The organism is Simplicispira sp. GW247-4R2A (genome assembly GCF_059424465.1).
Genome location: NZ_JBWKZM010000011.1, coordinates 107,612 through 123,254, shown reverse-complemented (window position 1 = coordinate 123,254; position 15,643 = coordinate 107,612). Strand labels below are relative to the sequence as shown.

General features: G+C 63.5%; 13 protein-coding genes and 1 riboswitch. Of the genes, 10 read left to right on the top strand and 3 right to left on the bottom strand.

Translation table 11 applies throughout. From position 1 onward, the window contains the following. Positions 1-126 precede the first annotated feature (126 nt). The 5 genes from ftsZ to AC07ZH_RS09665 all read left to right on the top strand — a co-directional run bounded on the left by ftsZ (position 127) and on the right by AC07ZH_RS09665 (position 6,450). A complete protein-coding gene (gene ftsZ / locus AC07ZH_RS09685; RefSeq protein ID WP_495199550.1) occupies positions 127-1,335 on the top strand; it encodes a cell division protein FtsZ in 1,209 nt (402 codons plus the stop codon). Between the two features lie 56 nt (positions 1,336-1,391). Continuing rightward, a complete protein-coding gene (lpxC, locus tag AC07ZH_RS09680) occupies positions 1,392-2,315 on the top strand; it encodes a UDP-3-O-acyl-N-acetylglucosamine deacetylase (protein WP_119109189.1) in 924 nt (307 codons plus the stop codon). Between the two features lie 9 nt (positions 2,316-2,324). Next, complete coding sequence (locus AC07ZH_RS09675) at positions 2,325-2,501, top strand: hypothetical protein (RefSeq protein WP_495199549.1); 177 nt, start codon at positions 2,325-2,327, stop codon at positions 2,499-2,501. A gap of 37 nt (positions 2,502-2,538) precedes the next feature. After that, positions 2,539-2,658: riboswitch (TPP riboswitch) on the top strand. A gap of 111 nt (positions 2,659-2,769) precedes the next feature. Further along, positions 2,770-4,665, top strand: a complete 1,896-nt coding sequence (thiC, locus tag AC07ZH_RS09670; protein WP_495199548.1) for a phosphomethylpyrimidine synthase ThiC — start codon at positions 2,770-2,772, stop codon at positions 4,663-4,665. A 123-nt stretch (positions 4,666-4,788) separates the two neighbouring features. Continuing rightward, positions 4,789-6,450: a methyl-accepting chemotaxis protein gene (locus AC07ZH_RS09665; RefSeq protein ID WP_495199547.1), complete on the top strand. Its 1,662-nt coding sequence runs from the start codon at positions 4,789-4,791 to the stop codon at positions 6,448-6,450. Here the strand turns inward: AC07ZH_RS09665 and AC07ZH_RS09660 are convergent. The 3 genes from AC07ZH_RS09660 to ilvA are packed head-to-tail and all read right to left on the bottom strand — an operon-like array spanning position 6,338 to position 9,504. Continuing rightward, positions 6,338-7,033, bottom strand: coding sequence for a histidine phosphatase family protein (locus AC07ZH_RS09660; RefSeq protein ID WP_495199546.1), 696 nt, complete (start codon positions 7,031-7,033; stop codon positions 6,338-6,340). The genes AC07ZH_RS09665 and AC07ZH_RS09660 overlap by 113 nt on opposite strands. 2 nt (positions 7,034-7,035) lie before the next feature. Next, positions 7,036-7,881, bottom strand: coding sequence for an adenosylcobinamide-GDP ribazoletransferase (locus tag AC07ZH_RS09655; RefSeq protein ID WP_495199545.1), 846 nt, complete (start codon positions 7,879-7,881; stop codon positions 7,036-7,038). A gap of 51 nt (positions 7,882-7,932) precedes the next feature. Continuing rightward, positions 7,933-9,504, bottom strand: coding sequence for a threonine ammonia-lyase, biosynthetic (gene ilvA, locus AC07ZH_RS09650; RefSeq protein WP_495199544.1), 1,572 nt, complete (start codon positions 9,502-9,504; stop codon positions 7,933-7,935). Positions 9,505-9,802: 298 nt separating this feature from the next. Between ilvA and AC07ZH_RS09645 the strand changes: the two genes are divergently transcribed. From AC07ZH_RS09645 to AC07ZH_RS09625, 5 genes are all read left to right on the top strand, one after another. Then, positions 9,803-10,252 (top strand): OsmC family protein, encoded by a 450-nt coding sequence (locus AC07ZH_RS09645; protein WP_495199543.1) that lies wholly within the window; start codon positions 9,803-9,805, stop codon positions 10,250-10,252. A gap of 360 nt (positions 10,253-10,612) precedes the next feature. After that, positions 10,613-11,536 (top strand): porin, encoded by a 924-nt coding sequence (locus AC07ZH_RS09640; RefSeq protein WP_119109183.1) that lies wholly within the window; start codon positions 10,613-10,615, stop codon positions 11,534-11,536. A 291-nt stretch (positions 11,537-11,827) separates the two neighbouring features. Further along, complete coding sequence (locus AC07ZH_RS09635) at positions 11,828-12,808, top strand: ABC transporter permease (protein ID WP_495199542.1); 981 nt, start codon at positions 11,828-11,830, stop codon at positions 12,806-12,808. After that, positions 12,808-14,028, top strand: a complete 1,221-nt coding sequence (locus AC07ZH_RS09630) for a M20 aminoacylase family protein (RefSeq protein ID WP_495199541.1) — start codon at positions 12,808-12,810, stop codon at positions 14,026-14,028. The genes AC07ZH_RS09635 and AC07ZH_RS09630 overlap by 1 nt, the downstream gene beginning before the upstream one ends. A gap of 34 nt (positions 14,029-14,062) precedes the next feature. Beyond that, a complete protein-coding gene (locus AC07ZH_RS09625) occupies positions 14,063-15,643 on the top strand; it encodes an ABC transporter substrate-binding protein (RefSeq protein ID WP_495199540.1) in 1,581 nt (526 codons plus the stop codon).

The following is a 15,643-nucleotide window of genomic DNA, read 5'->3' as shown; positions in this document are numbered from 1 at the left end:
CCCCCCGCCCCGAAGGCGCAGAAGCTGCGCTGCCGGCCGGCATCGCGGGCGATGGCGCCCACCTCACATTTGTTTTTTTGTCTTGCCACCCATTCAAAACCCGTCAGCAGTACCAGGAGTCACAACATGCCCATCGAAATGATCGAAACCGAAGAATTCAACCAGGGCACCCAGATCAAGGTGATCGGGGTCGGCGGTGGCGGCAGCAACGCCGTCGAACACATGATTGCGCGCGCCGTCCAGGGCGTGGAGTTCATCAGTGCCAACACCGACGCACAGGCCCTGATGCGCAGCTCGGCGCACCGCGCCATCCAGCTGGGCGAGAGCGGCCTGGGTGCGGGCAGCAAGCCCGAGAAGGCACGCGACGCCGCCGAAGCCGCGGTGGATGACATCCGCGATGCGATTTCGGGCGCCCACATGCTGTTCATCACGGCCGGCATGGGCGGGGGCACGGGAACGGGCGCCGCACCCGTGATCGCACGCATCGCCAAGGAGATGGGCATCCTCACCGTCGGCGTGGTGACCAAGCCTTTCGAATGGGAAGGTGGCCGGCGCATGAAGAACGCCGATGACGGCCTTGCAGAACTCGAAGCCAACGTCGATTCGCTGATCGTGGTGCTCAATGAAAAGCTGCTCGACGTGCTGGGTGACGACGTTCGGCAGGAAGAAGCCTTTGCCCATGCCAACGACGTGCTGAAAAATGCCGTGGGCGGTATCGCCGAGATCATCAACGAATACGGCCAGGTGAACGTCGACTTCGAAGACGTGCGTACCGTGATGGGCGAACCCGGCAAGGCCATGATGGGCACGGCCACGGCCAGCGGTCCGGACCGCGCGCGCATTGCGGCCGAACAGGCCATTGCCTGCCCGTTGCTCGAAGGCATAGACCTCTCGGGTGCCAAGGGCGTGCTGGTGCTGGTGACGGCGAGCAAGGGCAGCCTCAAGCTGGCGGAGTCGCGCCTGGCCATGAGCACCATCAACGCGTATGCCTCGACCGATGCACACGTGATTTTCGGCGCCGCTTACGACGAGAGCCTGGGCGAAGACATCCGCGTCACGGTGGTGGCCACCGGCCTGGCTCGCCAGAACGCGCGCCGCCAGCCGATTTCGGTGGTGCAAGGTCTGCGCACCGGAACCGACAACATCGCCTACCAGATGCCCGCCAATGCGATGGGGGGCCTAGGTCAGGCAGGAAGCGCCGACTACGGGAACATGGCCGTGCCGAGCGTCTGGCGGACCAACCGCAATTCCGCTGCGGCGCGTGTAGATGCACTGTCGTCCGGCGGCATGGACGATCTGGAGATTCCGGCCTTTCTGCGCAAGCAGGCAGACTAAACGGGTCCCGATGGCGCAGTGCAGCAAAACTGCGCCATCGAACCTAAAATGCCCGGATGCTCCCGCAACGCACCATCAAGGCGCTTACACGTGCCGTTGGCGTCGGTCTGCACAGCGGCCAGCGCGTCGAACTGACGCTGCGGCCCGCTGCGCCCGACACCGGCATCGTGTTCCGCCGTATCGATCTGCCGCAACCGGTGGATATCCCCGTGTCCGCCGAATCGGTGACCGACACGCGGCTGGCCTCCACCATTGGCGTGGGCGCGGCCAAGGTGCACACGGTGGAGCATTTGATGTCGGCTTGCTCAGGGTTGGGCATCGACAACCTCTACATCGACATCACGGCAGAAGAGGTGCCGATCCTCGATGGCTCCTCGGCTTCCTTTGTGTTTCTGTTGCAAAGCGCCGGTATCGAGTTGCAAAAGGCGCCACGACGTTTCATTCGGGTGAAGCAAGCCGTGGAAGTTCGCCAGGGCACAGGCGCGGCTGTCAAATGGGCGCGTCTGGCGCCTTACCACGGCTTCAAACTCAGCTTCGAGATTGATTTTGACCACCCGGCGGTCGATTCCACGGGGCAGCGGGTCGAATTCGACCTGGGTGCGGGCAACTACAGCCGCGACATCGCACGGGCCCGCACTTTTGGTTTCACGCGTGACGTGGAAATGATGCGCTCGAACGGCCTGGCGCTCGGTGGCGGGCTGGACAACGCCATCGTCATGGACGACTACAAGGTACTGAATGCCGATGGCTTGCGCTACGACGACGAGTTTGTGAAGCACAAGATCCTCGACGCCATGGGCGACCTGTACCTGGTCGGCAAACCCCTGCTTGCTGCCTACAGCGCGTTTCGCTCGGGCCATGCCATGAACAACCTGCTGCTGCGCGAGCTGCTGGCGCAGCGGGACGCCTGGGATGTCGTTACCTTCGACGACGAACGCCAGGCGCCGCGCGGGTTCGCGCAGCCCGTGCGTGCCTGGTAGGCCGCAGGCGTGTTCATCGCCCGTACCTTGGTTTTTATCCTGCTGCTAACGGCAGCGGTCTTTTTTGCCTTCTACGCCGCAACCGGGCAGCTGCGGTACCGGCGCTTTGGTCTGGTGATCCTCAAATGGACCGTGATCGCTGGCCTGTTCTTCTTTGCGGTGCTCTTTATCGACCGCCTTGCCTGAGGCCGGCGCGCACGGGCATGCGTAGGGCAGTACACTCGCCCCTGCTCCGGGGTGTGCTGATGCGCTGAGATGCCGGGGGCCTGACAACAGGCTCCCTGGCGAACCCGACGAACTTGATCCGGTTCATACCGGCGGAAGAAGAGCCGATCTCCCTGTCTGCGTGCCGTCCCCATAAGGCCTGCACGCCGTCCCCCTGGTGCACACCACCTCTGCGGGAGGCGCAGGTTCAGTCCGGAGCATCCATCCACCGGACCGTAGGAGACCTGCCATGAACGCCCCCGAACCCCTTGCCCGTGAATCTTTCGCCAGCCTGCTGGCACGTGCGCGCGAGCCCTTTCCCGCGTCGCGCAAACAGTACCTTGCTGGCGCCCTGCACCCCGAGCTGCGTGTGCCCGTGCGGGACATCGCGCTCACCAACGGCGAGCAGGTCAGCGTGTACGACACCTCGGGCCCGTACACCGACCCGCAGGCTGTGATCGATGTGCGCAGCGGCCTGGCCAGCGTTCGCGGCGGCTGGATCGAAGCACGCGGTGACACCGAGCGCTACCAGGGGCGACCGCCCGTGGCGCTGGACGACGGCAGCAAGAGCGAAGACGCGGTGCGCCTGGCCCAGTTGCGCATTGAGGCCGCAGGCCTGCAGCGCCAGCCGCTGCGCGCCAAGAGCGGCGCCAATGTGACGCAGATGCACTATGCCCGCAAAGGCATCGTGACGCCCGAGATGGAATACGTGGCGCTGCGCGAAAACGGCAAGCGCGAATGGATGGCGCAGTACCAGCAGGACGCCGCTCGCGAGCAGCGCCTGGCCGGCAACCCCCTGGGCGCCATGATTCCGAAGATCATCACGCCCGAGTTCGTGCGCGATGAAGTGGCGCGCGGCCGCGCCATCATCCCCGCCAACATCAACCACCCCGAGGTGGAGCCGATGGCGATTGGCCGGAATTTCCTGGTCAAGATCAACGCCAACATCGGCAACTCCGCCGTCACCTCAAGCATCGAGGAAGAGGTCGAAAAACTCGTCTGGGCCATCCGCTGGGGCGCCGACAACGTGATGGATCTCTCGACCGGCAAGAACATCCACACCACGCGCGACTGGATCGTGCGCAACTCGCCCGTGCCCATCGGCACCGTGCCGATCTACCAGGCGCTCGAAAAGGTCGGCGGCATCGCCGAGGACCTGACCTGGGAAATCTTCCGCGACACCCTGATCGAGCAGGCCGAGCAGGGCGTGGACTATTTCACCATCCACGCGGGCGTGCGCCTGGCCTACATCCACCTCACGGCAGCGCGGCGCACCGGCATCGTTTCGCGTGGCGGCTCCATCATGGCCAAGTGGTGCATGGCACACCACCGCGAGAGCTTCCTGTACGAGCATTTCGAGGACATCTGCGACATCATGAAGAGCTACGACGTGGCCTTCAGCCTGGGCGACGGCCTGCGCCCCGGCTGCGCCTCGGACGCCAATGACGAAGCCCAGTTCGCCGAATTGCACACGCTGGGCGAACTCACCCAAGTGGCCTGGAAGCACGACGTGCAGACCATGATCGAAGGCCCCGGCCATGTGCCCATGCACATGATCCAGGCCAACATGACCGAGCAGCTCAAGACCTGCCACGAGGCGCCGTTCTACACCCTGGGTCCGCTGACCATCGACATCGCGCCCGGCTACGACCACATTGCGTCTGCCATTGGCGCGGCCATGATCGGCTGGATGGGCACCGCCATGCTGTGCTACGTGACGCCCAAGGAGCACCTGGGTCTGCCCGACCGCGACGACGTCAAGCAGGGCATCATCGCCTACAAGATCGCCGCGCACGCCGCCGACGTCGCCAAGGGCCACCCCGGTGCCCGTGCCCGCGACGACGCGCTCAGCCAGGCGCGCTTTGATTTCCGCTGGCAGGACCAGTTCAATCTCGGCCTCGACCCCGAGACGGCGCAGGAATACCACGACGAAACCCTGCCCAAGGATGCCTCCAAGGTGGCGCATTTCTGCTCCATGTGCGGGCCGAAGTTCTGCTCCATGAAAATCACCCAGGAAGTGCGCGAATTCGCGGCCAAAAAGGGCCTGAGCGAAACCGAGGCGCTGGCCGACGGCCTGCAGGCGAAGGCGCAGGAGTTCCAGCAGGGCGGGGGGCGTTTGTACGTCCCGCTGACCCCCATCGCATAAGGCACTCTTATGAAGTGAGAGACTTCCAGGTGCGTCTTCGGGAAGAGGGTCTTTCCCGAGGTGCGCCGTGCGAGATTTGGCTATGCTGCAAGTGTCAAAAGTTGTAAATAAACCAGAGGCTTCATGAGCACACTTGCCGGCAAAACGCTCTCTATCCGTACGCGCCTGTATTTCGCCACGGCTTTTTCGTTGCTGCTGCTGGTAGCGGTGGGCGCCTTGGCTTATGTGGGGCTGGAACGCACGCGTGACACGGTGGCCATGCTCTTTGACCAGCATGTGCAGACGCTGACGGATATTTCCGAGTTGCGGACCACGCTGGGCGATGTGCGGCGGGTTGAAAAAGACATCATCCTCAACTTCAACAACGCCGTGGAGGTAGCCGCCCAGCGCGAACTCTGGACCAAATCCATGAATACGCTGCGCAGCGAACTGGGCAAGGTACGCGAGCACAAGGCGGGGGACGCAGATTTCACAGGCGCCATCGACAAAACGCTTGCCGAAATCAAGCAATATGACGAGGGCGTTTCCCCCGTGTTCACACAAATCGAAGCCGCCCAGCTCGATGGTGCGGGAGGCGCGGCGTATGCCGAAAAGTTCAAGGGCCACATGGAGATCAGCGATCAGCTGCTCTCCGGCCTGGCGACGCAGGCGAGAACGCGCATGGATGAGGCGCGTGCAGCGGTCGATGCGCGCGCCTCCCTGTTGGCGATTGCTGTTGCCGTGGCGGTGCTGCTGGCCTTGGCCATTGTGCTGCCCTTGACCATTTTCACGCTGCGCTCCATTACCGCCTCGCTGGCACAAGCCCGCGCGCTGGCCGAGCGGATTGCCGCCGGCGACCTCTCCGACGACGAGGCGCCGCGCAGTCTGGACGAGTTGGGCCAACTGGTACTGACCATGGGACGCATGCAGGAGTCCTTGCGCACGCTGGTGCGCCAGGTGCAGGATGCAGCCGGCAACATCTCGACCGCCAGCGCCGAGATCGCCACCGGCAACCTCGACCTGAGCCAGCGCACCGAGCAGACAGCAGCCAACCTGGAGGAGGTCGCCGCGTCGATGGACATGCTCACTGGCACCGTGCAGCACAACGCGGAATCGTCCCGCAGCGCCAGCGCTTCGGCGGGTGAGGCTGGCGCCGTGGCGGGCCGGGGCGGCGAAGTGGTCGGGCAGGTGGTCAGCACCATGGAGCAGATCAGCACCAGCTCGCGCAAGATCGCCGACATCACCGGTGTCATCGACGGCATTGCTTTTCAGACCAATATTCTGGCGCTCAATGCTGCCGTCGAAGCGGCGCGGGCCGGGGAACAGGGGCGCGGCTTTGCCGTGGTGGCCAGCGAAGTGCGCAGCCTCGCGGGCCGCAGCGCCGACGCGGCCAAGGAAATCAAGTCGCTTATCGGCGCCTCGGTCGAGCGTGTGGAAGATGGCGCGCGCCTCGTGGGCCAGGCCGGCCAGACCATGACCGAGATCGTTGGCAGCGTGCGCCGTGTCTCGGATGTCATCAGCGAGATCAGTGCGTCGGCCGCCGAAGAGCGCGACAACATCGAGCAGATCGGCCAGGCCGTGCGCCATCTGGACCAGATGACGCAGCAGAACGCCGCGCTGGTCGAACAATCAGCCGCTGCTGCGCAGTCGCTGCGCGAGCAGGCGGCTGCGCTCTCGCGCGCGGCAGCGCAGTTCAAACTGGGCCAGGGGGCGCCATCGGTGCCGATGGCGTCTGCTCCTGTGCAGCACCCTGCGCCGGACGGGTATGCGCTTCCTGAGGGCGGTGCACCGCCGCGCTTGGGCTGAACGGGAGCGGGTACAGCACCCAGGCACCCGGCGCAGGCGCGTGCACCGGCCAGTGGGCAGAGCAGGGCGGATTGCCCCTTTGCGCACGCTCGCCCAGTAGCCACTGCACGCAGCGTGCCACGCCGGCGTGCGCGATCCACACCACGTCGCACCCCGTCTCGCTGGCCACGGTGCTGTCTTCTTGCAAGGCTGCGCCGACGCGCGCCAGCATGTCGATGAGCCGCTCGCCACCGCCAGGCGCATAGGTCGCCAGCTGAGCCGCCCAGGTGTCGAGCTCGGCGCGCGGCAGCGTTGCCCAGGCCAGCCCTTCCCAGGCGCCAAAATTCAGTTCGCGCAGGCGGCCGTCAGATTTAAGGGTGAAATCAGGCCTTAGCGCATATGCTGCTTGCGCAAGCAGCTCACATCTTTGTAGCGTCGAATGTCGCAGTACCGATCTGTGCAGCAATGTGCGTGGCAGCGTGCTTGCCAGCCGTTCGGCGCAGCGCGCCGTCGCTTCCAGCTCGACCGGCAGATCGAGTTGGCCGTAGCAGATGCCCGGCGGCGCCAGCACTGGCGCATGGCGCACCAGCCACAATTGGGGCACGTTCAGCCGCCCGCCCTGAGCCCCACGGGGCCCAGGGCCAGTGCCGCACCGAGATAAAACGCAATTTCGGCCACTTGCTGTACGGCGCCCAGGCAGTCGCCCGTAAAACCCTGCAACCGCAGCAAAAACCAGCGCGCCAGCAAAGCGGTGCAGGCACCGCTGAGCAGCAGCGCCAGGAGCACGAACAGCACCCCTTCGCCAAGGGCGATGACGGCCAGCGGAGCCATGCACCAGGCCGCAGCCGTCGCAAGCTGCGCGGGGGTGATGCTGTCTGCCAGCGGTTTCGCTTTGGAGCGCGCGCTGTCGCCGATGTAGGGCAGCCCCCGCACCAGCAGCAGCGGGAAAAATCGGGAAACCACATGGGCGCCGGCCAGCGCCGCCAGCGCCGGCGAGAGGCCGCGTTGGCCGAGCAAGGCCAGCAAGCCCGTTTTGGCCAGCAGCGCCAAGACGAGCGCCATGGCGCCGAAAGCACCGATGCGCGAATCTTTCATGATGTCGAGCGCACGCCCACGCTCCTGGCTGCCGCCGAGACCATCCGCCACATCGGCCAGGCCGTCTTCATGAAAGCCCCCGGTGAGCAGCACGGTGGCGGCCGTGCTCAGCGCCGCGGCCACCCAGGGCGTGGCGGGCGCTGCGCCGAGCCCCAGATAGAGCAAGGCATAGACCATGCAGGCGCAGGCGCCGACGACCCAGCCGGCGCCTGGGAAATGGGCGCTGGAGGCGCGCAGCATCTCCGGGCTGAACCCCACCCACGCCGCCAGTCGGCCGGTGATCGGAATGCGGGTGAAAAACTGCAGCGCCAGCAGGTAGTGGCGCAGTGCCTGTTGTGCCCGTTCTTCGAAATTCATAGCTGCTTGCGCTTATGGGATAAGCGCAGAAGGCCGATTTTGCCTAAATTATCAAGCGCCATCGGTGCCCGACTGCAGGAACAGGCGGTAGGCCGGGTTAAGCGTTTCTTCCACGTAGGGGTACCCCAAGGTAGCCAGGAATGCCTCGAACGCCTGCGCATCGCTGGCCGGCACTTGCAAACCCACCAGAATGCGGCCGTAGTCGGCGCCCTGGTTGCGGTAGTGGAACAGCGAGATGTTCCAGCTCGGCTGCATCAGGCTCAGGAACTTCAGCAGCGCGCCGGGCCGCTCGGGGAAGACGAAGCGCAGCAGCCGCTCGTCTTGCGCCAGGGCGGAGTGGCCCCCGACCAGATGGCGCAAATGCTCCTTGGCCAATTCGTCGTGCGTCAAATCCAGCGCTTCAAAACCATGGCGAGCAAAGCTCTTCGCCAGCTTCGCCGACTCGCCCCGTCCGTGGGTCGCAATGCCGACGAACACATGGGCGCGCGCCGCATCGCTGATGCGGTAGTTGAACTCGGTGACGTTGCGCGGCCCGCCAGGCAGTTCGCCAATCACCTCGCAAAAACGCCGGAAGCTCCCGCGCGCTTCGGGGATGGTGACGGCCAGCAGAGCCTCGCGCTCCTCGCCCACCTCGGCGCGCTCGGCGACAAAGCGCAGGCGGTCGAAGTTCATGTTGGCGCCGCACAGAATGGCGGCGTAGGTTTCGCCGCGGGTCTTGTGGCTTGCCACATACTGCTTGATGGCGGCTACAGCCAGCGCGCCGGCGGGCTCCACGATGCTGCGGGTATCAACGAACACATCCTTGATGGCGGCGCAGACCGCATCGGTGTCCACGGTCATGAACTCGTCCACCAAGCCGCGTGCAATGCGGAAGGTCTCCTCGCCGACGAGCTTGACGGCCGTGCCATCCGAGAACAGCCCGACGTCGGGCAGAGTGATGCGCTTGCCCGCCGCCACCGACTGCATCATGGCGTCCGAGTCGTTCATCTGCACGCCAATGACTTTGACGTCCGGCCGCACGGCCTTGATGTAGTTCGCCACGCCGCTAATCAAGCCGCCGCCGCCGATAGCGACAAACACCGCATCCAGTCGCTGGGTGCCGAGTTTTTGCACCTGGCGCAGGATTTCCATGGCCACCGTACCCTGGCCGGCAATCACGTCCGGGTCGTCAAACGGGTGGACGAATGTCAGTCCCTGGTCGCGCTGCAGTGCCGCAGCGTGGTCGTAGGCGTCGGAATAGCTGTCGCCATGCAGCACCACTTCGCCGCCCAGGGCGCGCACGGCATCGATCTTCACCTCGGGCGTGGTGGTTGGCATGACGATCACGGCGCGCGTGCCCAGCTTGTGCGCGCTCATGGCCACGCCCTGAGCGTGGTTGCCGGCGGAGGCGCAAATCACGCCACGCTGCAGATCCTCGGGCGAGAGGTGCGCCATCTTGTTGTAGGCACCGCGCAGCTTGAAGCTGAACACCGGCTGCTGGTCCTCGCGCTTGAGCAGCACCTTGTTGTGCAGCCGCTGGCTGAGCGCGCGCGCCAGATCCAGGTTGGATTCGATGGCCACGTCATAGACGCGTGCGTTCAGAATTCTGGTGAGGTAATCGTGGGGGGTAAGAGGATCGGTCATGTCGCACTGCAGGTGACCCGGCGCGGCCAATGCCGACGCGGGGCGGTCATCATAGGCGCCACTTCAAGCAGCCGGCCGGAGCGACAGGCAAAAAAAAGCCCCTGGCCGCAAAGCCGGGGGCTTAATCCATCCGTTTTGAGGAGATGGAGGAGACAAACGGTGCCAGGCGCTGTGACAGGATTGCTGTCTGCGGTGCCTCGCATGGTTGCAGTGTAGCGCTTTGCTTGTTGCAATGCAGCAAGTAGCCTGCGAATTTTTTAGAATGTTGCCTCCAAAGCACATGCGCACAAGGACACCGATGGAATGCACAGTCAGTTGGACGGGGGCCGCAGGCACCCGTTCGGGTATGGGGTTTGTCGCCGAAACCGGCAGCGGGCACGTGATTGCCATGGATGGCGCGCCCGACACGGTCAAGCCGGAAATGGGTGGTCAGAACCTCGCGCCGCGCCCCATGGAGACCGTGCTGGCAGGCACCGGCGGCTGCACCGCCTACGACGTGGTGCTGATCCTGCGCCGAGGCCGCCACGATGTGCGCGGCTGCAGCGTGCACCTCACAACCGAGCGAGCCGCAGCCGATCCCAAGGTGTTCACCCGTATTCACATGCATTTCACGGTGTCGGGCAAAGACCTGCCAGACACCGCCGTGGAGCGCGCCATTGCGCTCAGCCACGAAAAATACTGCTCGGCCAGCATCATGCTGGCCAAGACGGCGCAGATCACCACCAGTTTTGAAGTGTTGGAGGGCTGAGGGCAGAGCGGCGGAACCGGAACCGGGGGCGGCTGGAGATTGCCGGCCCTCGCCCCATAGAGGGTGATTTGGCACATTCTTTGCGTATAGATACAAAATAATGGGAACTTGTGCTCTCAACTTGGTCCTTCTGGTGCCGATGGTGGTGTCTGGACGCAGGCTGTTGCAGCAGGACAACGAATTGCCACTTTGCGGCTGTTGGACCGTGAATTCCTTTGCGAAACCTGCCCGCCTCTGGTGCAATAGCAGCAACTTCCCCACCAGGAGGTTGGCCCGGGGAACCGGCGGGACTGTGCAGGTGCCACAACACCCAAGACCCCCCGTACCGGCGCCCTATGTTTAACCTTGGAGTAACTCGCAATGAAAAAATCCCTGATTGCCCTGGCCGTGCTGGCTGCTTCCGGCGCCGCCATGGCTCAGTCTTCGGTCACCATGTACGGCGTGGCTGATTTGTCTTTGGCTAAGGCCAGCGGCGTGTCGGCTCAAATGAGCGGCAACGGCCTGATGAACAACGGCAACAGCCGTCTGGGCGTGCGCGGCGTTGAAGATCTGGGCGGTGGCCTGAAGGCTTCCTTCAACTTCGAACAAGGCATCAACGCTGAATCCGGCGCTACCGATGCTGCCACCTACCAACGTGCTGCATGGCTGGCTCTGTCGGGTGGCTTTGGCCGCTTCCAAATGGGCCGTACGCTGAACCCCAGCTTCTACGGCGTGGCTGCTTGGGAACTGACTGGCACGGCCAACTACTCGGTAGTGGGCAACCAGTTCGGCTTCACGGGTGAAGGCCCACGTACCAACAGCGTGTTCCAGTACACCACCCCCAACATGGGCGGTTTCAGCGGCACGATCGGTTACACCGCAAAGCCTGACAACAGCGGCAATGCCAAGACCGACCTGAACCTGATCTACGCGAACGGCCCGATCGCTGCTGCTCTGTCGTACAACAAGACCAACACCCTGAAGAGCAACGTAGCTCTGGGTGGTTCGTATGACTTCGGTATGTTCAAGCTGGCCGGCTCGCTCCAGGACGACAAGCAAATCAATGCCAAGGGCTTCACCCTTGGTGGCACGGTTCCTGTCGGCCCTGTGGCTCTGACGCTGGACATCGCTCGCCAAACCAACAGCGGCTTCAAGAACACCGACGTTCTGCTGGAAGCCAAGTACGCTCTGTCCAAGCGCACCTTCACGTACGCAACCTACTACAAAGATGGTGCTGATGATGCCGGCAACTACAAGACCGGCGCCAAGAACACCTTTGGCCTGGGCGTTCGCCACAACTTCTGATGACGCGCTGGCGTGAGCCAGCTTTGCATCGCAAGAATCAAAGCCGCAAACCTTCGGGTTTGCGGCTTTTTTTATGTGCGCCCAGCATGGGCGTGCTCTTGCCGATGGAATCGACCAATGTTGCCACGTTGTTTTGACCCGACGCCACCCAGGCAAAGCACGGCAAGCCGCAGAAACCTCGCTATCCTGACGGCATGACGCAGATCCTTTGCAGCGGGCCTAGTGGGTCAGTGGGCCTCCATCGCAGAGGTGTGACAGACGGCGCCATGGCGGCAGGAGCTTGACGCGGGAATGCTTGCCTTCATTTTTCGCCGTCTGATGCAGGCCGTGGTCGTACTGGTCGCGGTGGCCTTCATTTCTTTTTTGCTGTTCCAGTACGTGGGCGACCCGGTGGTGTTCCTGCTGGGGCAGGACGCCAAGCCGGACCAGATTCGCGAGTTGCGCGCCTCGCTCGGCTTGGACAGGCCTTTTTTTGTGCAGTTCTGGCATTTTCTGGTGCACGCCGCCCAGGGGAAGTTTGGCTTGAGCCTGCGCCAGGGCGCCAAGGTCTCACGGCTGATCGCCGAGCGCTTTCCGGCCACCTTGGAGCTGTCGTTGGTCGCTGCCGTCCTGGCCTTGGTGGTAGGGGTGCCCATGGGCGTCTATGCGGCGCTGCGGCGCGGCAGCTTTCTCAGCCAGGTGTTCATGGGGCTGTCTCTGCTGGGAGTATCGCTGCCCACCTTTCTTATCGGCATTTTGCTGATACTGGTGTTTTCGGTGCTGCTGGGCTGGTTCCCCAGTTTTGGCCGCGGCAACGTGGTCCAACTGGGCTGGTGGAGCAGTGGTTTGCTGACGCGTGACGGCTGGCACCACATCGTGTTGCCCGCGATCACCCTGGCGATTTTCCAGCTCACGCTCATCATGCGGCTGGTGCGTGCCGAAATGCTGGAAGTGCTCCGGACCGACTACATCAAGTTTGCCAGGGCGCGGGGCCTGTCGGACCGCGCGATTCATTTCGGCCACGCGCTCAAAAATACCTTGGTACCGGTGATGACCATCACCGGGCTGCAGCTCGGTGGCCTCATTGCTTTTGCCATCATCACGGAAACCGTGTTTCAGTGGCCTGGCATGGGCCTGCTGTTCATCCAGGCCGTCACGTTTGCCGACATTCCCGTGATGGCGGCCTATCTGTGTCTGATCGCCTTGATTTTCGTGGTGATCAATCTGGTGGTTGATCTGCTGTATTTTGTTGTTGACCCCCGCCTGCGTGCTGGGGGCTTGGGAGCTCGCTGATGTTGTCTTCTCACCGCCTCAAGGCGGGCGGCCGCGCATTTGCACAGATTGCGCAGTTTCACCCCGAACTGACCGCGCTGCGCCGCGATTTGCATGCACATCCCGAACTGGGTTTTGAAGAGGTGTATACCGGTTCGCGCGTCAAGGAAGCGCTCAAGGTCTGCGGAGTGGACGAGATTCACGATGGCATTGGTCGCACAGGCATCGTTGCCGTGGTGCACGGGCGCAGCACGGCGAGCGGCGCCATGGTGGGGCTGCGGGCCGACATGGATGCCCTGCCGATGACGGAGCACAACGACTTCACCTGGAAGTCCTGCAAACAGGGCCTGATGCATGGCTGCGGCCACGACGGCCATACCGCCATGCTGGTCGGCGCGGCGCGTTACCTGGCCGCGACGCGCGATTTCGATGGCACGGCGGTCCTGATCTTTCAGCCGGGCGAAGAAGGCATGGCTGGTGCGCGCGTGATGATGGAAGACGGATTGTTCGATCGGTTTCCCGTGCAGTCCATCTACGCCATGCACAACTGGCCGGCAATGAAGCCGGGCACCGTGGGCCTGAATGACGGGGCGATGATGGCAGCGGCCGATCGCATCACCATTCACATCACCGGGCGCGGCGGCCATGGGGCGCATCCCTACCAGACAGTGGACGTGGTGTTGGTGGCCGCGCATCTGATCACCGCCGTGCAAAGTATCGTCTCGCGCAACGTGCGGCCCATCGACAGTGCTGTCGTAAGCCTGTGCGCGATGCAGGCGGGCGACCTTGCCGCTTTCAGCGTGTTGCCCGGAAGCGCGACGCTGGTGGGCACGGTGCGCACATTCGACCACGAAGTGCAAGCCTTGGTTGAAAGACGCCTGCACGAGCTGTGCAGTGCTGTAGGGCTGGCGTTCAGTGCCACGATTGCACTGGATTACCAGCGCATTTACCCTGCCACCATCAACTCCGAAGCCGAGGCGCAGTTTGCTGGTGATGTGGCTGTGGCCCTGCTGGGCGCGGAAAACGTGGTGCGCGACCTCGAGCCCAGCATGGGTGCCGAGGATTTTTCCTTCATGCTCCAGACCAAGCCTGGCGCCTATCTGCGCATTGGCCAGGGTATGGGGGCGAGCGGTGTCGCACTGCACAACAACCGCTACGACTTCAACGACGATATCCTGTCGCTGGGCGCCGCCTTGCACGCTAGCCTGATCGAGCGCTCCATGCCCTTGCCTGTTGCATGAGGACGCCCTCCCTCTTTCATCCCAGGAGACCTAAATGAAAAAGACGAGACAACTGGTTGCCACTGCCCTGTTCGCTGCCCTGTCTGCCGCCACGCTGGTGGGACAGGCGCAAACCATCCGCATCGCCAACCAGGGAGACGCGCTCTCCATGGACCCGCATTCGCTCAATGAGTCGCTGCAACTGAGCACGGACAGCAACGTCTACGAACCGCTGGTCGGCCGCAACAAGGATCTCAGCCTTGCACCGGCACTGGCCACGGCCTGGAAGCAGACGGCGCCCACGGTCTGGCGTTTTGAACTGCGCAAGGGTGTGCAGTTCCACGACGGCACGCCCTTCACCGCCGACGACGTGGTGTTCAGCTTCGCTCGCATGAAGGGCGAGGGCTCGGACATGAAAGCCACGAATAGCGACGTCAAAGAAGTGCGCAAGGTTGACGACCACACGGTGGACATAGAGACGTTCGCGCCCCAGCCGATCCTGCCGGATGTGATTACGACCTCTTACATCATGAGCAAAAAATGGTGTGAGGACAACCAGGCGGTCAAGCCGGTGGATCGCCGCAAGGGGATCGAAAACGCAGCCTCTTTCCGGGCCAACGGCACCGGGCCATTCCGCCTGCGCGAGCGCCAGCCCGGTGTGCGCACCGTGTTCACGCGCAACGGTACTTATTGGGGCAAGATTGAGGGCAACGCCCAGGAAATCATCTTTACGCCCATTGGGAACGATTCCACGCGCGTCGCCGCGCTGCTGTCGGGCGAAGTGGATGTGATGGAGCCGATTCCCGTACAGGACATCGAGCGCGTCAACCGCAACCCAGGCACACGCGCCGTCACAGGCCCCGAGCTTCGCACCGTCTTCCTCGGCATGGACCAGAAGCGCGATGAACTGCTGTATTCCAGCGTCAAGGGCAAGAACCCGTTCAAGGACAAGCGCGTGCGCCAGGCGTTCTACCAGGCGATCGACATTGACGGCATCAAGAAGAACGTGATGCGGGGCGCATCCAACCCGTCGGCCTTGATGGTCGGCCCCGGTATCAATGGGTTCGACCCCAACGTCAAGCGTCTGCCCTACGACCCCGACGCCGCCAAGAAACTGATGGCCGAAGCCGGCTATCCCGACGGCTTCGAGGTCTCCATGAACTGTCCGAATGACCGCTACGTGAACGACAGCAAAATCTGCCAGGCGGTGGCGGCGAATCTGGCGCGCATCAATGTCAAGATCAAGCTGCTGGCTGAAACCAAGGGGACCTACTTTCCCAAGGTGCTGCGCCGCGATACGAGCTTCTACATGCTGGGCTGGACGCCCACGACCTACGACGCGCTCAACGCGCTCAATGCCTTGATGGTCTGTGTGGACGAGAACGGCGCGGGGCAATTCAACCTGGGGGCCTATTGCAACCCCAAGGTGGACGAACTGGCGCACAAAATCCAGGTCGAAACCGACAAGACCAAGCGCAACGCCATGATCAAGGAAGCCTTTGCCCTGCATACCGCCGACATTGGCCACCTGCCGCTGCACCAGCAGGCGCTGGCATGGGGCGTCAGCAAGAAGGTCAAGCTCGTGCAATTGGCCGACAACTTCATGCCGTTCAAATGGATGAGCATCGAAAAGTGA